Origin of the sequence: Amycolatopsis thailandensis, assembly GCF_002234405.1 — a bacterium.
GTDB lineage: Bacteria > Actinomycetota > Actinomycetes > Mycobacteriales > Pseudonocardiaceae > Amycolatopsis > Amycolatopsis thailandensis.
Window position 1 is genome coordinate 1 of the sequence record NZ_NMQT01000147.1, and the last position, 20,262, is coordinate 20,262.

Sequence of the window (20,262 nt, forward strand, 5' to 3'; positions counted from 1 at the left end):
ACCTGGTGGGCCAGGAGGCCCCGGTGGGCCAGGCGGCCCCGGCGGTCCTCCGTCCGGTGGCCCCGGTCCGCAGTCCGGCCCTCCGCCCGCTCCGGCGGCACGGATCGCGGCGCCCACGCGGCGCCGGACCGGCGGGATCAACCTCGGCCCGCTGCCCGTGGCGAACCTGGTCGTGCTCGAACTCGGGCTCGCGATCGGCCTCGTCCTGCTCGCGATCGACATGAAGCTGAAGTGGATCGCGATCGGCGTACTCGGCTTCGCGATCATCGTCGCGTTCCTGCGCTGGGGCGGCCGCTGGTTCACCCAATGGGCCGGCCTCACGCTGCGGTACACGTTCCGTTCGCATGATCGCGTGGCGAATCCGCTTCCGCCGAGCAGCATCGAAACGCTCGCCGCCGAAGAGGACGCCGTCACCGGCCCCGACGACGCCCGGGTGAACCTGCTCCGGCTCGCCGTTCCCGATCTCGTCGTCGCGCACGGTGTGGACCACGAACGCCAGCAGGTCGGCCTCGCGTGGAATGACGGGACGTGGACCGCGGTCCTGCTCGTCGAGCCCGCGCCCGCGCTGATCACCCAGGCCGGTGGCGCGCCGAGCCTGCCGCTGTCCGCGCTCGCCCCGTGCCTCGAGGACCGCGGTGTGGTCCTCGACTCGATCCAGATGATCTGGCACTGCTACCCGGGCAGCGCCGCGCTTCCGTCGGACTCACCGGCGCTCAGCTCGTACATGGAGGTGCTCGGCCCGCTCCCCGCGGCCGCGCGCCGGACGACCTGGGTCGCCATCCGGCTCGACCCGCGCCGGTGCCCGGCCGCCATCCGCGAACGTGGCGGCGGCGTCGTCGGTGCGCATCGAGCGCTGATCGGCGCGTTGTCGCGGGTCCGCAACGCCTTGGAGTCGCAGGGCGTGCCGACCCGGCCGCTCGATCCGGACGAGCTGCTGCGGTCCAGCATTTCGGCCGCGGAACTCACCGCGGTCGCCGGTTCGCCCGCGAAAGTCGGTCTGCAGGAGCGCTGGACCGGCGTCACCGCGGCGGGCATCGGGCACGCGAGCTACGCGATCACCAGCTGGCCGAAGGGCAAGATCAGCGGCAGCCTGAACGCGCTGACCAGTGTCCGCGCGCTGTCGGCGACGGTGGCGATGTCGATCTCCCCGTCCGCGGACGAGGGCAAGATCGGCCTGCGGGGAATCGTTCGCCTGAGCGCGCGGAACCCGCGTGAACTGGACGCCGCCGACCAGCGGCTGCAAAGCGTCTCGGACAAGCTGGGGGTGGCGCTGACGCCGTTGCGGGGCATGCAGATCTCCGGGTTCTCCGCGACCTTGCCGATCGGAGGCACCGCATGAGCACCCGTATGCGCGACGCCGGCCAGAGCGCCGGTGTCGCCCCGGAATTCACCGTCGACCCGGCGATGCTCGACGCGATCAGCCCGTCCGGCGACCGGGGCGGGATCGTCCTCGGCTCCGGGCTCAAGGGTGAGCCGCTGACGATCTCCGCGCTGCGCTCGACGCCGACCCGGATCGTGCTGGTGGGTGGCCTGTACCTGGCTCGCCAGGTCGCGCTGCGGGCGATGGCTGTCGGGGCGTGGGTCGTCGTGGCGACCGGTCGCCCGGCCGCGTGGCAGGTTCTCCCGCAGGCAGCGGGAAATCAGCCCAACGGCAGGCCTTCGCCACTGGTGCAGATCCGGCGGCTGTCGCCGGTGGATCTCCCGCGCCCGTCCGAGGACGCGCCGCTGCTGGTGGTGACCGACGGCGGCCCGACGCCGCAGGACCTGTTCCCGCCGCGTTCGCCGTGGCAGACGACGGTCTACGTGCTGCCGTACCTGCACCCGCAGGCCGGGGCGACCGCGAACGCGGCCGACCTAGTGCTGATGCAGCGGCTCCCGCCGGGGCAGGCCGAACTTGCCGCGCGGATCTGGCGGCTCCCGCCGCAGATGATGAAGCAGCTCACGACGTTGAAGGACGACCAGGTCGTCGCTTTGGGCCGGAACCTCTGGCGCCCGCTTCGCCTGGTCACCACGGCGAAAGAGCAACAGCTCCTGGGCCCGGTACGCCGCGGCGACTAACCCGGCCGCGTCGACTTTAGCGGGCTAATCGTGCTCTGCGGGGGCATTGTCCACATCGGACAGTGCCCCCGTTTTGCGTCCGGCCCCGCGTCGCGATTAGGGGGCTAAAGTCGACCTGGCGCGGGGAGCGGGGCTGGGGTTTGGGTGTCAAGGGGCAATCGCGCGGGCTGTGGATAGGCCGGGGGTTGTGGATAAGTAGGCCCTGAGAGGCCGGTGATCGCCTGGTGATGTCGGTCTTGTCGATCACTGTGTCGGCATGACCAAGCCTCTCGATTCATCCCATCTCCCCGACGTCTTCCGCGGCTCGGTCGCGCGCAAGGCAGGCCTCATCACGGCCAGCCAGCTGCGTGGTTCCAGCGTCCGAAGGCTGTTCCAGGACGTCTACACGCGCGCTGACGTGGAGGTCACACACGAGCTGCGTTGTCGTGGCGCGGCGCTGCTCGCGCCTCCGGAAGCCGTATTGACCGGGCGCTCGGCCGCGACCGTCCAAGGCGTCGAGCTGGCCAGGCCCAATGATCCGGTCGAGATGGTCGTACCGGAGAAACAACGCTTCGGCCCGATAGTCGGCATCAAGGTTCGGCGCACCGAGATAAAACCCGAGGAATCGAAGCCGTGGAATGGCATTCGTATCGCGCGTAAGACCCGGATCGCGCTGGATCTGCTGCTCCGGCTTTCTCCTCGCAAATCAGGATGGGTGCGACGGCTCCGCATCGGCGTCCCGGATCTGGACCAGTTCATGCGAGCCGAGAGACTGACCGATCTGCATCTCAACAGCGAGTTCTACGGGCGCCGCAATCGAGGAATCCGCTTGGCCAGACACGCCTTACGGCTGTCCGATCCACGCGCGGAATCGCCGCCGGAATCGGAAGTCCGCATCGTGCTGGCCGCCGGCGGAATCGCGGCGACACCTCAGGTCGAGATCTTCTCCCGCTCAGGCGGCTTCATCGCCCGTATCGACCTTGGAGACAAGGAGTACAAGGTCGCCATCGAATACGACGGCCGATGGCACAACACAGCAGAACAACGCGCCCACGATCGCAAACGCCGAAGACGCGCGGAAGCCGAGGGCTGGCGCTTCGTCATCGTCACCGCGGAGGATCTAGCGAACGACTTCAAAGGCATCGTCGAGGCCGTCTGGCGTGCCCGACGCGGCGCGTTTAGCCCGCTAACTGTGCCGCGGCCGGGTCAGGAGGGGGTGCGCATGGCGCGCGTTTGATCGACACGTGCCGCGAGTTCGGTGTCCGGCGGGTACTCGACTGCCATCAGCGTCAGGCCGTGTGCGGGAGCGACAGCGCTGTCCCGTGTCCGGCTCTCCAGAACGCCACCGGGCCAATCCGAGGATCGACGGCCGTCACCGACCAAGAGCAGGGCCCCCACGAGGCTGCGCACCATCGAGTGGCAGAACGCGTCAGCGGAGACGTCGACCTCGACAGCGTGCGGTCCGGTCCGCCTCCAGACGAGCTTCTGAAGCTCGCGGATAGTCGTCCCGCCTTCGCGCTGCTTACAGAAGGCCGCGAAGTCCTGAAGTCCCAAGAGAGACTCCGACGCCTCGTTCATCGCGTCGATCGAGAGCGGCCGCCCCCAGGCCAGGGTGTCGTGGCGCCTCAACGGATCCACACCCCACGGCGCGTCCGAAACGCGGTAGCGATAGTGACGCCGCACGGCCGAGAACCGCGCGTCGAACCCGGGCGCTGCCACCCGTGCGTCCAGCACCCGTACATCGCCCGGCAGGTACCGATTCCAGCGATGGCGCATCCGCCCCAGGTCAGGGATGCCCTGCTCGTCCAGTTCCAGACGGCCGGATCGCGTTTTGCCCGCTAAAGGCGACGCGTCGACGTGGACCACCTGGCCGGCGGCGTGCACACCGGCATCGGTGCGGCCAGCGACGACGACGGACTTCGGGACAGAGGCTCCCGGAGGCTGCTTCGCGAGCGCCTCTTCGAGGACCCCCTGCACCGTGCGCCGTCCGGGCTGCCGCGCCCAGCCGGAGAAATCGGTGCCGTCGTAGGAAACATCCAGGCGCAGACGAACGAGCCCGCCCTCCGCAGTGGGAGTGGCGGGCTCGTCCGGGGTGTTCGGTGCCGTCAGGACGTCAGTCCTTCTTGCTGTCCGCGTCCGCGGCGGGGGCCTCAGCGGCCTCGTCGGCGGCGGGAGCCTCGGTGGTCTCCGGAGCCTCGGTGGCGGCCGTGTCGGCAGCCTCAGGGGCGTCGGTGGTCTCCTCGGCGGCCGGGGCGGCAGCCTTCGGCTCGTCCTTGGCGAACTTCGTCTTGCGCGCGGCCTCGGCCTCGGCGGTGACGGTCTTCTCGGCCACCAGCTCGATGACGGCCATGGGGGCGTTGTCGCCCTTGCGCGCCATCGTCTTGGTGATCCGGGTGTAGCCACCCGGACGCTCCGCGAAGAACGGACCGATCTCGGCGATCAGCTTGTGCACGACGTCCTTGTCGCGCACGATGCGCTGGATCTGACGACGGTTGTGCAGGTCGCCCCGCTTCGCCTTCGTGATCAGCTTCTCGGCCAGCGGGCGCACCCGCCGGGCCTTCGCCTCGGTCGTCGTGATCTTGCCGTGCTCGAACAGCTGGGTGGCCAGGTTGGCCAGGATCAGCCGCTCGTGCGCGGGCGACCCGCCGAGACGGGGTCCCTTTGTGGGGGTGGGCATCGGTTCTCCTCGTTCAGCTCACAGCTGGAGGCCGGGGCTCCCCCACCCCTACCGGTGAGGGAGCCGTAGCTGGCCTTACAGCTGCTCCGTCTCTGCGTAGTCCTGGCCATCGTCGTGGCCGTTGTCCGAAATTCCGTCCGTGATGCTGTCGACGCCCTCGGACCAGCCTTCACCGTCGTAGCTGGCCGCGGCCGCGGTCGGGTCGAACCCGGGCGGGCTGTCCTTCAGCGCGAGGCCGAGACCGACGAGCTTGAGCTTGACCTCGTCGATCGACTTCGCACCGAAGTTGCGGATGTCCAGCAGGTCGGCCTCGCTGCGCGAGACCAGTTCGCCGACGGTGTGGATGCCCTCGCGCTTGAGGCAGTTGTACGACCGGACGGTGAGGTCCAGGTCCTCGATCGGCATCGCGTAGGCGGCGATGGTGTCCGCCTCCTGCGGCGACGGGCCGATCTCGATGCCTTCGGCGTCGACGTTCAGCTCGCGCGCGAGACCGAACAGTTCCACCAGCGTCTTACCGGCCGACGCGACAGCGTCCCTCGGCGTGATCGACGGCTTCGTCTCCACGTCCAGGATCAGCTTGTCGAAGTCGGTGCGCTGCTCGACACGGGTCGCCTCGACCTTGTAGGTCACCTTCAGCACCGGGGAGTAGATGGAGTCGACCGGGATCCGGCCGATCTCCGCGCCCGCCTGCTTGTTCTGCAGGGCCGGAACGTAACCGCGGCCGCGCTCGACGACGAGCTCGATCTCGAGCTTGCCCTTGCCGTTCAGCGACGCGATGTGCAGATCCGGGTTGTGCACGGTGACACCGGCCGGGGGCACGATGTCGGCAGCGGTGACCTCACCGGGGCCCTGCTTACGCAGGTACATGGTGACCGGCTCGTCCTCTTCCGAGGACACCACGAGCTCCTTGAGGTTCAGGATGATGTCGGTGACGTCTTCCTTCACCCCGGGGACGGTGGTGAACTCGTGCAGCACGCCGTCGATGCGGATGCTCGTCACGGCCGCGCCCGGAATGGACGACAGCAGCGTGCGCCGCAGCGAGTTGCCGAGCGTGTAGCCGAAGCCGGGCTCCAGCGGTTCGATGGTGAACCGGGAGCGGGTCTCGTTGACCGTCTCTTCGCCGAGAGCCGGTCGCTGGGAAATCAGCATCTTTCCTAATTCCTTTCCAAACGGCGCCCGCCATATGACACCGAAAGGGATGGCGACGCGACGGCGCATTCTGAGCGCCGCCGCGCGAACCCACACCGGGCCGGGGAGACCCCGGCCCGGTGATGGATCACTTCGAGTAGAGCTCGACGATCAGCTGTTCCTGGACCGGAACATCGATCTGAGCGCGCTCCGGGAGCTGGTGGACCAGCACACGGAGGTTGGACGGAACAACCTGGAGCCACGCGGGAACGGGACGCTCGCCGAACGACTCCTTGGCAGCGACGAAGGGCAGCATCGCGAACGACTTCGGCCGCACGTCGATGATGTCCCACTTCGTGACCTGGTAGGACGGGACGTTGACCTTGACGCCATTGACCACGAAGTGGCCGTGGCTCACCAGCTGACGCGCCTGACGGCGGGTGCGGGCGATGCCGGCGCGGTAGATCACGTTGTCCAGACGGGACTCGAGGATCTGCAGCAGGTTCTCACCGGTCTTGCCCGGACGCCGGACGGCTTCCTTGTAGTACCGGACGAACTGACGCTCGAGAACGCCGTAGGTGTAGCGAGCCTTCTGCTTCTCCTGCGACTGCAGGAGGTACTCGGACTCCTTGATGCGCCCGCGGCCGTGCTGGCCCGGCGGGTAGGGGCGACGCTCGAAAGCCTGGTCGCCGCCGATGAGGTCAACCTTGAGGCGACGCGAAATACGCGTCGCGGGGCCGGTGTAACGAGCCATTTCTTCTTACTCCTCCCCGTTCCTCAGACCCGGCGCCGCTTGGGCGGGCGGCAGCCGTTGTGAGGCTGCGGGGTCACGTCCTGGATGGTGCCGACCTCGAGGCCGGCCGCCTGCAGCGAGCGGATCGCCGTCTCGCGGCCCGAACCCGGGCCCTTCACGAAAACGTCGACCTTCTTCATGCCGTGTTCGGCAGCCTTGCGGGCGGCGTTCTCGGCGGCCATCTGCGCGGCGAACGGGGTGGACTTACGCGAGCCCTTGAAGCCCACGTGACCACTCGACGCCCACGCGATCACGGCACCGGTCGGGTCCGTGATCGAGACGATGGTGTTGTTGAAGGTGCTCTTGATGTGCGCGTGACCGTGCGCGACATTCTTCTTTTCCTTACGGCGGACCTTCTTGGCCCCCGCCGCAGTACGAGACTTCGGTGGCATGTTCTGAGGGTTCTCCTGTTAGCGCGCGTTCTCTTGGTGAGCGGCGACCGCTTCGGCCTGTCCGCGCCGGATGATCGAACCGGCGTCGGTGTACAGGTTGCGGAGCGCCATCGGGCGGGCGTAGAGCGCCTTGGGCGAGACACAAGCCGAGCCGCGGCGGTGAACGCCGCCCATGCGCACGACCTTCTTGCCCTGGACGCTCACTTCTTGCCAGCCTTCTTCTTGCCGGCGACCGTCTTCTTCGGACCCTTGCGGGTGCGTGCGTTGGTCTTGGTGCGCTGACCACGGACGGGAAGTCCGCGACGCCAGCGAAGGCCCTCGTAGCACCCGATCTCGATCTTCCGACGGATGTCGGCGTTCACCTCACGGCGAAGGTCACCCTCGACCTTGAAGTTCTCCTCGATGTAGACCCGCAGCTTGGCGAGGTCGTCATCGCTCAGATCCTTGACGCGAGTGTCCGCGTTGAGCTCGGCAGCCGCGATGAGCTGCTTCGAGCGGGTACGGCCGATGCCGTAGATGTAGGTCAGCGCGATCTCCAACCGCTTTTCGCGGGGGAGGTCTACGCCAGCGAGTCGTGCCATTGGCGTTGATGCTCCTTCATAGAATTCATCTCCAGGTCTGCTCCCCGTCCGGTCCCGGGACCGACTCGCCTGTCGTGCCCTTGGCTTGCGCTTCGGGTGTCCCGGCCCCGGCCTGAAGTCCGGGGGTGAACCGGGCCGTTCGCACGGCCCGGCAGGTGCGGGGAGATTGTGTAGCCGTCAATCCACTCTGTACGAGTGCGAGTGATCAGCCCTGCCGCTGCTTGTGCCGCAGGTTCTCGCAGATCACCATGATCCGGCCGTGACGGCGGATCACCTTGCACTTGTCGCAGATCTTCTTGACGCTCGGCTGAACCTTCACGTCTCCTGCTCTCCTGCTTGTGCTAACTCGTCGTGATCACTTGTAGCGGTAGACGATGCGACCACGAGACAAGTCGTAGGGCGAGAGCTCCACGACAACCCTGTCCTCGGGCAGGATGCGGATGTAGTGCTGCCGCATCTTGCCGCTGATGTGTGCAAGGACCTTGTGGCCGTTCTCCAACTCGACGCGGAACATCGCGTTGGGGAGCGGCTCGACTACGCGGCCTTCGACCTCGATGGCCCCGTCTTTCTTGCCCATGTCCTCCGCATTTCCTGTCGCTACACTGTGTGATCAGTCAAAGCTTGAGTGCTTGGCTGGGTGGTGCTTCGGCACACTCCTCCCCGGGTCCAATGTCCGTTCGCGAGAATTCACGAGCGCGCAGGATCCGGGCGCGATGAGTACACCGACTTGACAGTGTACGCAACCCGTGTCGTGAGCCCCAAACGGGGGGTGACTGTGTTAGGTGACCCCTTAGCCCGCTGGAAGCGACCTCCACCATCGTACGCCTCCGCCGACCTGCGTTTAGCGGGCTAAACGCGCTCTGCCGGGCGGGGGCCCTGGTGCACTCGGCGGGCGGGGTGCGCCCAATGGGGGCAGCGGGCGGGGGTCTCATCGGCGGGCCCGGGCACTGCACCGACCGGCCGACGGACTTGCGTTTAGCGGGCTAATCGCGCTCCCCGGCGCGTTCGCCTTTAGCGGGCTAAACGCGCTCCGGCGATCGCGATTAGGGGGCTAAACGCAGGTCCGGGCGCACTTGCGTTTAGCGGGCTAAACGCGATCCGGGGGAGGCGAGAGGGTCAGGAGTCTTCGGGGGCGGTCAGGACCCACGGGCCGTCATCGGTGATGGCGACTGTGTGCTCCCAGTGCGCGGCGCGCGAGCCGTCCGCGGTCACGACGGTCCACCCGTCCTCGAGCTCGACGGTCTCGCCACCGCCACCGGTCAGCATGGGCTCGATCGCGAGCGCCATCCCGGTCTTGAGCCGCGGGCCCTTGCCGGGCTTCCCGAGGTTCGGCAGGAACGGGTCCATGTGCATCTGGCGCCCGATCCCGTGGCCGCCGTATTCGACGATCATCCCGTATTCGACGCCGTCGTCCTGGCCGGCCTTCTCGGCCGCGGTCTGCACGGCGTACGAGATGTCCGTGAGCCGCCCACCGGACGACACCGCGGCGATCCCCGCCCACATGGCGGCCTCGGTGGCCGCGGAAAGCGCGAGATCGGCCTTCGACACCTCGCCGATCGCGAGGGTGACCGCGGAATCGCCGTGCCAGCCGTCGAGGATCGCGCCGCAGTCGACGGAGATGATGTCGCCGTCGTTCAGGACCTGCGTCTTCGACGGGATGCCGTGGACGATCTGCTCGTTCACCGAAGCGCAGATCGACGCCGGGAAGCCGTGGTATCCCTTGAACGAGGGCACCGCGCCGGCGTCGCGGATCGTCTGCTCGGCGAGTTCGTCGAGGTCGGCCGTGGTGACACCCGGCTTGGCGATCTCGCGCACCGCGGTGAGGGTGCGCCAGACGACCAGGCCCGCGGCCCGCATCGCCTGGAGCTCACCCGGCGTCTTGATTTCGATCATGCGCCCACGACGAAGCCGTTGCAGTACACGCAGTCCTCCGAGGTTCACGTGCGGTCGCGCAGCGCTTCCAGCACGCGGGCGGAGATCTCGTCGACCGAGCCGACGCCGTCGACCGTGACCAGGATGTCCGCGTAGTACTCGAGCAGCGGAGCCGTCTCGGACACGTAGATCTGCTGGCGACGACGGATGACCTCTTCGGTGTCGTCCGAGCGGCCGCGGGACAGCAGCCGCTCGACGACGACGTCTTCCGAGACCTGGAGCTGGATGACCGCGTTCAGCTCGGTGTCGACCTCGCCGAGGATCTCACCGAGGACGTCGGCCTGCTTGGTGTTCCGGGGGAACCCGTCCAGCAGGAAGCCGACCTTGGCGTCGGGTTCGGCGAGGCGCTCACGCACCATCTCGTTCGTGACCGAGTCGGGCACGAGTTCGCCGGAGTCCAGGTAGCGCTTGGCTTCCTGGCCCAGCGGCGTCTGCTCGCCCACGTGGGCGCGGAACAGGTCGCCGGTCGAGATGTGCGGGATCCGGAGCTTCTCCGACAGTGCTACCGCCTGAGTACCTTTGCCCGCGCCAGGAGGGCCAACGAGAACCAGGCGCGTCACTTCAAGAACCCTTCGTAGTTACGTTGCATCAGCTGGCTTTCGATCTGCTTCACGGTGTCGAGACCGACACCGACCATGATCAGCACAGCCGTGCCACCGAACGGGAAGTTCTGGTTGTTCCCGCTGCCGGTGACGGACAGGAAGAAGTTCGGAAGGATCGCGATGATGCCCAGGTACAGCGAGCCCGGCAGGGTGATCCGGCCGAGGACGTAGCTGAGGTACTCCGCGGTGGGGCGTCCCGGACGGATACCCGGGATGAAGCCACCGAACTTCTTCATCTCTTCCGCACGCTCGTCCACGTTGAACGTGATCGTGATGTAGAAGTACGTGAAGAAGATGATCAACGCGAAGTACAGCAGGACGTGCGCCCAGCTGGACTGGTTGACGATGTAGTTCTGAATGAAGACCTGCCAGCCGGAGTTGCTGTTGGCGTCGCCGACGAGGCGGCTGATCAGGTCCGGCAGGTAGAGCAGCGACGAGGCGAAGATGACCGGGATGACACCGGCCTGGTTCACCTTGATCGGCAGGTAGGTCGAGGTCCCGCCGTACATGCGGCGGCCGATCATGCGCTTGGCGTACTGCACCGGGATCCGGCGCTGGCCCTGCTCGACGAAGATGACGCTGGCGATGATCACCAGGCCGAACACGCAGATCAAGGCGAAGACGACGCCACCCGCGCTGCTGAGGATGTTGCCACCCTCGATCGGGATGCGGGCCGCGATGTTCAGGAAGATGAGGACGGACATGCCGTTGCCGACGCCGCGCTCGGTGATCAGCTCACCCAGCCACATCATGACGGCGGTACCGGCGGTCATCGTGATGACGATGATGGCCAGCGTGTAGACGCTGTTGTCCGGGATGATCGCGGTGTCGCACTGCGGGAAGAGCTGCTTGCGGTCGGCGAGCGCCACCACACCGGTGGCCTGCAGGACCGCGAGGGCGATCGTCAGGTACCGGGTGTACTGCGTCAGCTTGCCCTGACCGGACTGGCCTTCCTTCTTCAGCTCCTCGAACCGCGGGATGACCACGGTGAGGAGCTGGACGATGATGCTCGCCGTGATGTACGGCATGATGCCGGTCGAGAACAGTGACAGCTGCAGCAGCGCACCGCCGCTGAACAGGTTCAGCAGCTGATAGACGCCCTCCTGCGACCCAGTCTCCGTACATTTCTGGACGGCGGAGTACGAGATGCCCGGGGCCGGGATGGTGGCACCGATTCGGTAGACCGCGACGATGGCTAGCGTGAACAGGATCTTCTTACGTAGATCCGGCGTCGCGAGAGCCGAGCGGAAGGCGCTGAGCACGCGGGAGACCTCCTCGGCGTCGTCGGCTGTCTTACCGACGATCGGCTTGGCCGACCTGGGGCCGGCGGGAACACACAGCTTTCTGGCACAAGCCAGGAACGCTTCGGGGCACACTCGTCCCGAAGCGTGCGGCCGACTCTAACAGCTTCACAGGGCGTGTCCGCAGTGCGTGTGGGTTTTCCGGACGAAGGTTGGTCCGTGAGGTTGATCGACTTGTGTATCTCGCTCCGGAACCTTGACAGATCGCCCTGTCGTTCCCTGCTTTCCGGACCCCATCAGATCGCGATTAGCCCGCTAAACGCACCGTGATCAGGAGTTCGAAGCGGCGAGGGTGCCCGCCATGCCGAGGAGTACGACACCGGTGCCGCGGTCGACGTTGCGAGTCGCTCGACGAGACAACCGGAGCGACCTCACGAGTGCGCCGACTCCGACGTAGGTCGCGCCCGCGACGAACTCGGCGAGCAGGTAGATGGCCCCGAGAATCGCGATCTGAGTGGGAAATGAGCCGTGAGCTGCGTCGATGAACTGCGGCACGAAGGCCGTGAAGATGAGGATCGCCTTCGGGTTCGTGATCGCGACGACGAACTCCTTCCTGGCGATCCGCGGCGCCGGTAGGGATTCGGCGTTTCGCGACATCTGGACCAGTGCGGTTCGTTCGGCGCGGAACGTCGACCAAAGCAGCCGCCCGCCGATCCAGACCAGGTAGGTGACACCCGCCCATTTGATCACCGTGAGTGCAAGCTCCGAGGCCGCGAGGAGTTGCCCGAGCCCCGCCGCGACTGCCGCGATCAGGACCGTGAATGCCGCCAATCGGCCTAACAGGCCGGCGAGCCCTTTCCACACGCCCTGTGTCATGCCGTGATGCAGGCCGAGCAGGTTGTTCGCCCCTGGCGTAAAAGCCACGAGCACCGCCGCTCCGAAAAAGACCATCGCCCAAGTCATCGGCCACCTCCTCCGCGCCCCGATACGAGAGAGCGCGTTTAGCGGGCTAATCGCGCTCCTTCGCGCCGGGATCCGGAGGGGGCGCGAAGGCCGAATAGTCCGGCGGCCCGGGCTGCGGCTCCGGCGGAAGCACCGTGATGGAGACGCCGTCCTTCGGAGTGGGCATGTCCGCGAGACCCGGGTCTGCGCTCATCGGCGACTCGTCCTCCTCGACGCGATGGCTCATGACGGCCGCAGCGACAGCGGCGACGACCGCGGCTAGAAGCGCCCACATACCCGCTTCGAGAGTCAGGGTCGCCTTGACGTCATCTCCTAGTTGGCTTCCGGCCCCTAGCGTGGCGACGCAGCTGACGACCCCGGCGAGAAACACCGCCGCGATGGTGGTGACCCACCTGTCCGAAGCTCCTGGGCGATGACGCCCCGCCAGCCGCGTGCTGACGATCGCGGCCGACAGCAGGAGCGTCGCTGCGATCAAGAGCGGGATACCGACAGGTGACGTCGACGTCTTGAAGGCAGGTTGGCGGGGCTGTTCCACGATCGTGTCCCACGCGCTCTGCACGAACACGAGCATGTTCTGTTCGCTGGTGTCGAAGGCGAACCGATGATCGGTCCTGAAGAGCGGGAAGAAGCAGCCGACGAGGGTCAGCACGAGAGCCAGGACGGACAGCCCCGCCGCGACGAGCCTGCGAGGCTCAAGGCGACCGGACCGGCGTGATTCTCCCGGGGGATCCATGGGACCCGAAACGGATACGACCATCGGCGGGGCATCCGACTGCTGCTGGAAGGGCTGCGAATCCTGCCCGGGAGGTATCGCCACCTCTTGATCCTCCCAGCTCAGGTGCCCATGCGCCACGCTCGCGGCGCCGGTGGCCGACCTGCGTTTAGCCCCCTAATCGCGATCCGGCCCGCAGGCACCCTGGCGACCGGCGGAGCGCGTTTAGCCCCCTAAACGCGATCTCGACGCCGGGAGCGCTCTCCAGACCCCAGATCGCGATTAGGGGGCTAAACGCAAGTCGGGCGGAGCGGAGCGGAGCAAGCGAAAGGCCCGCCGGGCGGAGCCGGGCGGGCCTTTCGGTGAAGCTGAGGCTCCCGCAGCGAAGCGGAGGGAGCCGGGTGAAGCGGGAGAGCTCAGAGCGTGGTGGCGGAGCCACCGGCGGCGGAGAGCTTCTCCTTGGCGGAGCCGGAGAAAGCGTCGGCGGTGACGTCCAGCTTGACGCCGTTCAGGTCACCGTTGCCGAGCACCTTCACGAGCTTGTTCTTGCGAACAAGGCCCTTCGCGACGAGCTCCTCGTTGCCGACCTTGCCACCGTCCGGGAACACGCGGGCGATGTCGCCCAGGTTCACGGGCTGGTACTCGGTGCGGAAGCGGTTCTTGAAGCCGCGAAGCTTCGGGAGCCGCATGTGGATGGGCATCTGCCCACCCTCGAAACCGGCGGGCACGTTCTTCCGGGCCTTGGTGCCCTTGGTACCGCGACCGGCGGTCTTGCCCTTCGAGCCCTCACCACGGCCGACGCGGATCTTGTCGCGCTTCGCGCCCGGAGCCGGACGAAGGTGGTGGATCTTGATGGCAGTCATGCCTTGACCTCCTCGACCTCCACCAGGTGGCGGACCGTGTGGATGAGGCCGCGAACCTGGGGGGTGTCTTCACGCACGACGCTCTGGCGGATCTTGCGCAGCCCGAGGGTGCGCAGCGACTCGCGGTGAGCGTGCTTCGTGCCGATCTTGCTCTTGACCTGGGTCACCTTGAGCTGAGTCATGTCAGACCCCCTGGCCCGCGCGCTGACGCAGCATCCGAGCCGGCGCGACGTCCTCGAGCGGGAGACCGCGGCGGGCCGCGACCTCTTCGGGACGCTGCAGACCCTTCAGGGCCGCCACGGTCGCGTGCACGATGTTGATCGCGTTGTCGGAGCCGAGCGACTTCGACAGCACGTCGTGGACGCCCGCGCACTCCAGCACCGCGCGCACCGGGCCACCGGCGATGACACCGGTACCGGCCGAGGCCGGACGGAGCAGCACGACACCGGCGGCTTCCTCACCCTGGATCGGGTGGGGAATGGTGCCACCGACGCGGGGAACGCGGAAGAAGTTCTTCTTCGCTTCCTCGACGCCCTTGGCGATGGCCGCGGGAACTTCCTTGGCCTTGCCGTAGCCGACGCCGACCTGACCGTCGCCGTCACCGACGACCACCAGGGCGGTGAAGCTGAAGCGACGACCACCCTTGACGACCTTGGCGACGCGGTTGATCGTCACGACCTTCTCGAGGTGCGGGGTCTTTTCCTGGCCGGCCCCGCCACGGCCGCTGTCGCGCCGGTCCCGGCGGTCGCGACGGTCATTGCGGTCGTTGCCGCCCTGCCCGCCGGGTCCGCCCTGGCCGCCGCCGAATTGCCGTGTACGTCCCGGCATCAGGCTTTCCTTCCATTCACGAGCATCTGCATCAGAACTCCAACCCCGCCTCACGCGCGGCGTCGGCGAGCGCGGCGATGCGGCCGTGGTAGGCGTTGCCGCCACGGTCGAACACCACGGTCGAGACACCGGCGTTCTTGGCACGGGCGGCGACGAGCTCCCCGACCTTGGCGGCCTTGGCCTTCTTGTCGCCGTCCAGCGCGCGAACGTCCGCCTCGAGGGTGGACGCCGACGCCAGGGTCTTGCCGGCGAGGTCGTCGATCAGCTGCACGGCGATGTGCCGCGACGAACGCTTGACGACCAGGCGCGGACGCTGGTCCGTGCCGTTGATCTTCTTGCGAAGGCGGAAGTGCCGACGGGCCTTCGCGACGCGGCGGCGGGTCGAGATGTCCTTGCCGACCGGCTTGCGCTTCGTAGTCGTGTCGCTCATGATCACTTACCCGTCTTTCCGACCTTGCGGCGGATCTTCTCACCCTCGTAGCGCAGGCCCTTGCCCTTGTACGGGTCCGGGCGGCGCAGCTTGCGGATGACCGCGGCGATCTGGCCGACCTTCTGCTTGTCGATACCCGAGACCGAGAACCGGGTGGGGGTCTCGACCTTGAAGGTGATGCCTTCCGGGGCCTCGATCTTCACCGGGTGGCTGTAGCCGAGGGCGAACTCGAGGTCCGAACCCTTGGCCTGCACGCGGTAACCGACACCGTGGATCTCGAGCTTCTTCTCGTAGCCCTCGGTCACACCGACGACGAGGTTGTTGACCAGCGTCCGGGTGAGACCGTGCAGGGCACGGCTGTTGCGCTCCTCGTCGGGACGCTTCACCGCGAGAGTGCCGTCTTCGGCCTTCTCGACGGTGATCGGCTCGGCGATGGTGTGCTCAAGGGTGCCCTTGGGCCCCTTGACCTTGATCTGCTGACCGTCGATGGTCACCTCGACCCCGGAGGGGACGGCGACCGGCAGCTTTCCAATGCGTGACATGTCTGTGCCCCCTTCCTTACCAGACGTAGGCGAGGACTTCGCCGCCCACGCTGTTGCGCTTGGCCTGACGATCGGTCTGGAGGCCGGACGACGTCGAGATGATCGCGACGCCGAGGCCACCGAGAACCGACGGCAGTTCGGTCGATTTTGCGTAGACCCGCAGACCGGGCTTGGACACGCGGCGAAGGCCGGCGATGCTGCGCTCACGGTTGGGGCCGTACTTCAGCTCCACGATGAGGTTCTTGTGCTTCTCGCCCGGCTCGTCGCGGTAGCCCGAGATGTAGCCCTCGCGCTTGAGGATCTCGGCGATGTTCGCCTTGATCTTCGAGTGGGGAAGCACGACCTCGTCGTGGTAAGCCGAGTTCGCGTTACGCAGACGGGTCAAGAAGTCTGCGATGGGGTCGGTCATCGTCATGGTGACCTGTCAACCTTTCTCGCCCTGGTTCCCTGCAATCTCTGCAGGGCCTGTGGCGAAGTGGGAGTTAAAAAAGACTCTTACCAGCTGGACTTGCGGACGCCGGGCAGCTCGCCCGCGTGTGCCATCTCGCGAAGGCAGATCCGGCAGAGCCCGAACTTGCGGAACACCGAGTGCGGGCGACCGCACCGCTGGCAGCGCGTGTAACCGCGAACCTTGAACTTCGGCGTCTTCGCGGCCTTGTGGACCAGTGCTTTCTTGGCCATCGACTCAGTTCTCCTTGAACGGGAAGCCGAGCTTGCGAAGCAGCGCGCGGCCCTCGTCGTCGGTGTTGGCGGTGGTGACGACAGTGACGTCCATACCGCGCGGGCGGTCGATGGCGTCCGGGTCGATCTCGTGGAACATGGACTGCTCGTTGAGACCGAACGTGTAGTTGCCGTTGCCGTCGAACTGCTTCGGCGAAAGCCCGCGGAAGTCACGGATACGCGGCAGCGCGATGGTCAGCAGCCGGTCGAGGAACTCCCACATCCGGTCGCCGCGCAGCGTGACGCGCGCGCCGATCGGCTGGCCCTCACGCAGCTTGAACTGCGCGATGGACTTGCGAGCCTTGCGAACCTCGGGCTTCTGCCCGGTGATCGCGGCCAGGTCGCGGATGGCGCCTTCGATCAGCTTGCTGTCACGGGCGGCGTCACCGACACCCATGTTCACGACGACCTTGACGACGCCCGGGATCTGGTGGACGTTCTCGAAGGAGAACTCCTGCTGGAGCTGTCCCTTGATCTCCTCGCGGTACCGCACCTTGAGGCGCGGGGCGATGTTCTCTGCGGTGGTCATGATCAGATGTCCTTACCGTTCCGGCGCGAGACCCGGACCTTCTTGCCGTCCTCGCCGATGCGGTAGCCCACCCGGGTCGGCTTGCCGTCCGAGTCGACGACCATCACGTTCGAAACGTGGATGGGCGCTTCCTGCGTGACGATGCCGCCGGACTGCGCGCCGCGCTGGGTCTGGGAGATCCGCGTGTGCTTCTTGATCCGGTTCACGCCCTCGACCAGCACGCGCTCGCGCTCGGGGTAGGCCTGGATGACCTTGCCCTTGGCACCCTTGTCCTTGCCGGCGATGACGACGACCGTGTCGCCCTTCTTCACCTTCATGCTCTACAACACCTCCGGCGCGAGCGAGATGATCTTCATGAACTTCCGGTCGCGCAGTTCGCGACCGACCGGCCCGAAGATGCGGGTGCCGCGGGGCTCATTGTCGTTCTTGATGAGCACAGCAGCGTTCTCGTCGAAGCGGATGTAAGAACCGTCCGGACGACGGCGCTCCTTGCGCGTGCGAACGATGACCGCCTTGACGACGTCACCCTTCTTCACGCCGGCAGCCGGCATGGCGTCCTTCACGGTGGCGACGATGATGTCGCCGATGCCCGCGTAGCGCCGCCCCGAGCCACCGAGAACGCGGATGCAAAGGATCTCCTTCGCGCCCGTGTTGTCGGCAACCCGAAGCCGCGACTCCTGCTGGATCACGTCTACTCCTGTATGTCGCGCTGGTTCTCGCGGTGTCCTGCGAGCCTTGCGGAACTAAGGGACTCAAAAAGAGCCCTACTTACTTGGCCTTCTCCACGATCTGCACCAGACGCCAGCGCTTGGTCGCCGACAGCGGGCGGGTCTCCATCAGGGTGACCCGGTCGCCCACGCCCGCCTCGTTGTTCTCGTCGTGCACCTTGACCTTGCTGGTGCTGCGGAGAACCTTGGCGTAACGACGGTGCTTCTTGCGGTCTTCGAGCTCGACCACGATCGTCTTGTTCATCTTGTCCGAGACGACATAGCCCTCACGGACCTTACGGTCGTTGCGGCCGGCCGCCTCGGTGGGCTGCTCGCTCATGCGGCACCTTCACTCTCGGCGTCAGGGGAAACGGACAGGCCGAGTTCACGCTCGCGCATGACCGTGTAGATCCGCGCGATGTCCGTGCGGACGGTACGCAGACGGCGGTTGTTGTCGAGCTGTCCGGTCGCCATCTGGAAGCGGAGGTTGAAAAGCTCCTCCTTGTATTCCTTCAGACGCAGGACGAGCTCTTCCGCGGTGAGCTCACGAAGCTCCGATGCCAGAGCGGCACCTGCCTTCGCCATCAGAACTCACCACCTTCACGGGTCACGATGCGGCACTTCATGGGCAGCTTGTGGATCGCGCGACGGAGCGCCTCACGGGCGGTCTCCTCGTTCGGGAACGAGATCTCGAACATCACGCGGCCCGGCTTCACGTTGGCGATCCACCACTCGGGCGAACCCTTACCGGAACCCATGCGGGTTTCCGCCGGCTTCTTGGTCAGCGGGCGGTCCGGGTAGATCGTCGTCCACACCTTGCCGCCACGCTTGATGTGACGCGTCATGGCGATACGAGCGGACTCGATCTGCCTGTTGGTCACGTAGCTGTGCTCAAGCGCCTGGATGCCGTACTCGCCGAAGCTCACCTTCGTACCGCCCTTGGCGGCACCGTGGCGCTTCGGGGAGTGCTGCTTCCGGTGCTTGACCCTGCGCGGGATGAGCACGTGTCAGCCCTCCGTCTTTTCTGCAGTCTCAGCAGCCGGGGCCTCGGTGGCCGCGGGGGCGGTGTCGTCGCTCTTGGCGGCGGCAGCGGCCCGACCGGCTTCGGTCGAGGTCGGCGTCGTGCCCGACGAGCCGGAACGGCGCGGTCGGGACGGACGGTCACCACGGTCACGGCGCGGGGCGCGCTCGGCGGCCGCGGCGGCGTCACGCGCCTCCTTGGCCTTGAGGCCACCCACGAGCTCGCCCTTGTAGATCCACACCTTCACGCCGATGCGACCGAACGTCGTCTTGGCCTCGAAGAAGCCGTAGTCGATGTCGGCGCGCAGCGTGTGCAGCGGGACGCGGCCATCGCGGTAGTGCTCGGAGCGGGACATCTCGGCACCGCCGAGACGACCGCCGCACTGCACGCGGATGCCCTTGACCTGCGGCGAACGCATGGAGGTCTGGATCGCCTTGCGCATCGCGCGGCGGAACGCCACACGGTTGCTCAGCTGCTCCGCGACACCCTGGGCGACGAGCTGGGCGTCGGCCTCGGGGTTCTTGACCTCGAGGATGTTCAGCTGGACCTGCTTGGCGGTCAGCTTCTCCAGCGCGCCGCGGATGCGGTCGGCTTCCGCGCCGCGACGGCCGATGACGATGCCCGGCCGGGCGGTGTGGATGTCGACGCGGACCCGGTCACGGGTGCGCTCGATCTCGACCTTGGAGATCCCGGCGCGCTCCATGCCCGTGGACAGCAGCTTCCGGATCTTGACGTCCTCGGCCACGTACTCCGCGTACTGCTTGTCGGCGTACCAACGCGACTTCCAGTCCGTGGTGATACCCAGGCGGAAGCCGTGCGGGTTGATCTTCTGGCCCACTACCGGCCACCTGCCTTCTTCTTGCCCTGTGCCTTCTTGGCCTCGGCCTTGGGACGCGACTCCACCTCGACGGTGATGTGGCTGGTCCGCTTGCGGATCCGGTACGCGCGGCCCTGGGCCCGCGGACGGATGCGCTTGAGGGTCGGGCCCTCGTCGGCGTAGGCGTTCTTGACCCAGAGGGTGTCCGGGTCGAGATCGAGGTTGTTTTCGGCGTTGGCCACGGCGCTGGCGAGCACCTTCGCGACCGGCTCGCTTGCCGCCTGCGGGGCGAACTGGAGCACGGCCAAGGCGTCGGCGGCGCTACGTCCCTTGATCAGCTCGATCACCCGGCGCACCTTGGTAGGCGAGTCCCGGACGAAGCGAGCCCGCGCGTAAGCCGTCGGCAAAGCCTCGGCCACGTCGTTCTGGGCGTTCATCGCTAGTTCCTTGTTCTCTCGTGCCCGCTCAGCGGCGGCGCGACTTGCGGTCGTCCTTGATGTGGCCCTTGAAGGTCCGAGTCGGGGCGAATTCGCCCAACTTGTGACCCACCATCGCCTCGGTGACGAACACCGGGACGTGCTTGCGGCCGTCGTGCACCGCGATCGTGTGACCCAGGAAATCCGGGATGATCGTGGAACGACGCGACCACGTCTTGATGACGGTCTTCTTGCCCGACTCGTTGAGAACGTCCACCTTCTTGAGCAGGTGGTCGTCCACGAAGGGGCCCTTTTTGAGGCTACGTGGCAT

At 66.9% G+C, this 20,262-nt stretch carries 33 protein-coding genes; 3 read left to right on the forward strand and 30 right to left on the reverse strand.

The genetic code is table 11. The features are described 5' to 3' along the window. Positions 1-157 precede the first annotated feature (157 nt). From eccE to CFP71_RS36340, 3 genes are all read left to right on the forward strand, one after another. Positions 158-1,339: a type VII secretion protein EccE gene (gene eccE, locus CFP71_RS36330; protein WP_167406395.1), complete on the forward strand. Its 1,182-nt coding sequence runs from the start codon at positions 158-160 to the stop codon at positions 1,337-1,339. Next, on the forward strand, positions 1,336-2,058 hold the full coding sequence (locus tag CFP71_RS36335; RefSeq protein WP_093938471.1) for a hypothetical protein: 723 nt from the start codon (positions 1,336-1,338) through the stop codon (positions 2,056-2,058). Before eccE ends, CFP71_RS36335 begins: the two co-directional genes overlap by 4 nt. A gap of 256 nt (positions 2,059-2,314) precedes the next feature. Further along, positions 2,315-3,274 carry an endonuclease domain-containing protein gene (locus CFP71_RS36340; RefSeq protein ID WP_093938472.1) on the forward strand — a complete coding sequence of 320 codons (960 nt, stop codon included), beginning with the start codon at positions 2,315-2,317 and terminating at the stop codon, positions 3,272-3,274. On the opposite strand, the gene truA is transcribed toward CFP71_RS36340, so the two are convergent. The 30 genes from truA to rpsS all read right to left on the reverse strand — a co-directional run bounded on the left by truA (position 3,244) and on the right by rpsS (position 20,262). Beyond that, a complete protein-coding gene (truA, locus tag CFP71_RS36345; protein WP_093938495.1) occupies positions 3,244-4,077 on the reverse strand; it encodes a tRNA pseudouridine(38-40) synthase TruA in 834 nt (277 codons plus the stop codon). The two genes, CFP71_RS36340 and truA, sit on opposite strands and share 31 nt — an antisense overlap. A gap of 73 nt (positions 4,078-4,150) precedes the next feature. Then, positions 4,151-4,714 carry a 50S ribosomal protein L17 gene (rplQ, locus tag CFP71_RS36350; protein ID WP_044855725.1) on the reverse strand — a complete coding sequence of 188 codons (564 nt, stop codon included), beginning with the start codon at positions 4,712-4,714 and terminating at the stop codon, positions 4,151-4,153. 75 nt (positions 4,715-4,789) lie between these two features. Then, entirely contained in the window at positions 4,790-5,863 is a 1,074-nt protein-coding gene (locus tag CFP71_RS36355; protein ID WP_005166811.1) for a DNA-directed RNA polymerase subunit alpha, read from the reverse strand. Between the two features lie 127 nt (positions 5,864-5,990). Further along, a complete protein-coding gene (rpsD, locus tag CFP71_RS36360) occupies positions 5,991-6,596 on the reverse strand; it encodes a 30S ribosomal protein S4 (RefSeq protein WP_005166810.1) in 606 nt (201 codons plus the stop codon). A gap of 23 nt (positions 6,597-6,619) precedes the next feature. Continuing rightward, the gene (rpsK, locus tag CFP71_RS36365; RefSeq protein WP_004558885.1) at positions 6,620-7,027 is read right to left on the reverse strand and encodes a 30S ribosomal protein S11; all 408 of its coding nucleotides are present in this window, start codon (positions 7,025-7,027) and stop codon (positions 6,620-6,622) included. Positions 7,028-7,045: 18 nt separating this feature from the next. Next, on the reverse strand, positions 7,046-7,231 hold the full coding sequence (locus tag CFP71_RS36370; protein WP_005166807.1) for a hypothetical protein: 186 nt from the start codon (positions 7,229-7,231) through the stop codon (positions 7,046-7,048). After that, a complete protein-coding gene (gene rpsM / locus CFP71_RS36375; protein ID WP_005166805.1) occupies positions 7,228-7,608 on the reverse strand; it encodes a 30S ribosomal protein S13 in 381 nt (126 codons plus the stop codon). The genes CFP71_RS36370 and rpsM overlap by 4 nt, the downstream gene beginning before the upstream one ends. A 205-nt stretch (positions 7,609-7,813) precedes the next feature. Continuing rightward, the gene (gene rpmJ, locus CFP71_RS36380; protein WP_004558882.1) at positions 7,814-7,927 is read right to left on the reverse strand and encodes a 50S ribosomal protein L36; all 114 of its coding nucleotides are present in this window, start codon (positions 7,925-7,927) and stop codon (positions 7,814-7,816) included. A gap of 36 nt (positions 7,928-7,963) precedes the next feature. Next, the gene (gene infA / locus CFP71_RS36385; protein ID WP_005166804.1) at positions 7,964-8,185 is read right to left on the reverse strand and encodes a translation initiation factor IF-1; all 222 of its coding nucleotides are present in this window, start codon (positions 8,183-8,185) and stop codon (positions 7,964-7,966) included. 539 nt (positions 8,186-8,724) lie between these two features. Continuing rightward, positions 8,725-9,501 carry a type I methionyl aminopeptidase gene (map, locus tag CFP71_RS36390; RefSeq protein WP_093938473.1) on the reverse strand — a complete coding sequence of 259 codons (777 nt, stop codon included), beginning with the start codon at positions 9,499-9,501 and terminating at the stop codon, positions 8,725-8,727. A 44-nt stretch (positions 9,502-9,545) separates the two neighbouring features. Beyond that, entirely contained in the window at positions 9,546-10,100 is a 555-nt protein-coding gene (locus CFP71_RS36395; RefSeq protein WP_005166801.1) for an adenylate kinase, read from the reverse strand. Then, positions 10,097-11,404 carry a preprotein translocase subunit SecY gene (gene secY, locus CFP71_RS36400; protein ID WP_093938496.1) on the reverse strand — a complete coding sequence of 436 codons (1,308 nt, stop codon included), beginning with the start codon at positions 11,402-11,404 and terminating at the stop codon, positions 10,097-10,099. The genes CFP71_RS36395 and secY overlap by 4 nt, the downstream gene beginning before the upstream one ends. Before the next feature lie 309 nt (positions 11,405-11,713). Further along, entirely contained in the window at positions 11,714-12,346 is a 633-nt protein-coding gene (locus CFP71_RS36405; protein ID WP_093938474.1) for a LysE family translocator, read from the reverse strand. A 46-nt stretch (positions 12,347-12,392) separates the two neighbouring features. Beyond that, the gene (locus CFP71_RS36410; protein WP_244199968.1) at positions 12,393-13,163 is read right to left on the reverse strand and encodes a hypothetical protein; all 771 of its coding nucleotides are present in this window, start codon (positions 13,161-13,163) and stop codon (positions 12,393-12,395) included. 311 nt (positions 13,164-13,474) lie between these two features. After that, positions 13,475-13,921: a 50S ribosomal protein L15 gene (gene rplO, locus CFP71_RS36415; protein WP_005166797.1), complete on the reverse strand. Its 447-nt coding sequence runs from the start codon at positions 13,919-13,921 to the stop codon at positions 13,475-13,477. Next, on the reverse strand, positions 13,918-14,103 hold the full coding sequence (rpmD, locus tag CFP71_RS36420; RefSeq protein ID WP_005166796.1) for a 50S ribosomal protein L30: 186 nt from the start codon (positions 14,101-14,103) through the stop codon (positions 13,918-13,920). Before rpmD ends, rplO begins: the two co-directional genes overlap by 4 nt. 1 nt (position 14,104) lies before the next feature. Then, a complete protein-coding gene (gene rpsE / locus CFP71_RS36425) occupies positions 14,105-14,749 on the reverse strand; it encodes a 30S ribosomal protein S5 (RefSeq protein WP_005166795.1) in 645 nt (214 codons plus the stop codon). Between the two features lie 31 nt (positions 14,750-14,780). Beyond that, positions 14,781-15,179 carry a 50S ribosomal protein L18 gene (rplR, locus tag CFP71_RS36430; RefSeq protein WP_076163415.1) on the reverse strand — a complete coding sequence of 133 codons (399 nt, stop codon included), beginning with the start codon at positions 15,177-15,179 and terminating at the stop codon, positions 14,781-14,783. Positions 15,180-15,181: 2 nt separating this feature from the next. Then, a complete protein-coding gene (gene rplF / locus CFP71_RS36435) occupies positions 15,182-15,721 on the reverse strand; it encodes a 50S ribosomal protein L6 (protein ID WP_093938475.1) in 540 nt (179 codons plus the stop codon). Between the two features lie 16 nt (positions 15,722-15,737). Beyond that, entirely contained in the window at positions 15,738-16,136 is a 399-nt protein-coding gene (rpsH, locus tag CFP71_RS36440; protein ID WP_005166791.1) for a 30S ribosomal protein S8, read from the reverse strand. Positions 16,137-16,216: 80 nt separating this feature from the next. Then, entirely contained in the window at positions 16,217-16,402 is a 186-nt protein-coding gene (locus CFP71_RS36445) for a type Z 30S ribosomal protein S14 (RefSeq protein ID WP_005166789.1), read from the reverse strand. A 4-nt stretch (positions 16,403-16,406) separates the two neighbouring features. After that, positions 16,407-16,970, reverse strand: coding sequence for a 50S ribosomal protein L5 (gene rplE, locus CFP71_RS36450; protein ID WP_093938476.1), 564 nt, complete (start codon positions 16,968-16,970; stop codon positions 16,407-16,409). 2 nt (positions 16,971-16,972) lie between these two features. Next, entirely contained in the window at positions 16,973-17,287 is a 315-nt protein-coding gene (rplX, locus tag CFP71_RS36455; protein WP_005166786.1) for a 50S ribosomal protein L24, read from the reverse strand. A gap of 3 nt (positions 17,288-17,290) precedes the next feature. Further along, complete coding sequence (gene rplN / locus CFP71_RS36460) at positions 17,291-17,659, reverse strand: 50S ribosomal protein L14 (protein ID WP_005166785.1); 369 nt, start codon at positions 17,657-17,659, stop codon at positions 17,291-17,293. A gap of 79 nt (positions 17,660-17,738) precedes the next feature. Then, on the reverse strand, positions 17,739-18,017 hold the full coding sequence (gene rpsQ, locus CFP71_RS36465; RefSeq protein ID WP_005166784.1) for a 30S ribosomal protein S17: 279 nt from the start codon (positions 18,015-18,017) through the stop codon (positions 17,739-17,741). Next, entirely contained in the window at positions 18,014-18,262 is a 249-nt protein-coding gene (gene rpmC / locus CFP71_RS36470) for a 50S ribosomal protein L29 (RefSeq protein ID WP_005166783.1), read from the reverse strand. The genes rpsQ and rpmC overlap by 4 nt, the downstream gene beginning before the upstream one ends. Continuing rightward, positions 18,262-18,681, reverse strand: a complete 420-nt coding sequence (rplP, locus tag CFP71_RS36475) for a 50S ribosomal protein L16 (RefSeq protein WP_004558864.1) — start codon at positions 18,679-18,681, stop codon at positions 18,262-18,264. Before rplP ends, rpmC begins: the two co-directional genes overlap by 1 nt. Before the next feature lie 3 nt (positions 18,682-18,684). Continuing rightward, positions 18,685-19,536, reverse strand: coding sequence for a 30S ribosomal protein S3 (gene rpsC / locus CFP71_RS36480; protein ID WP_005166781.1), 852 nt, complete (start codon positions 19,534-19,536; stop codon positions 18,685-18,687). Beyond that, positions 19,536-19,952 carry a 50S ribosomal protein L22 gene (gene rplV / locus CFP71_RS36485; protein WP_005166780.1) on the reverse strand — a complete coding sequence of 139 codons (417 nt, stop codon included), beginning with the start codon at positions 19,950-19,952 and terminating at the stop codon, positions 19,536-19,538. The genes rpsC and rplV overlap by 1 nt, the downstream gene beginning before the upstream one ends. A gap of 28 nt (positions 19,953-19,980) precedes the next feature. After that, positions 19,981-20,262 (reverse strand): 30S ribosomal protein S19, encoded by a 282-nt coding sequence (gene rpsS, locus CFP71_RS36490; RefSeq protein ID WP_026468892.1) that lies wholly within the window; start codon positions 20,260-20,262, stop codon positions 19,981-19,983.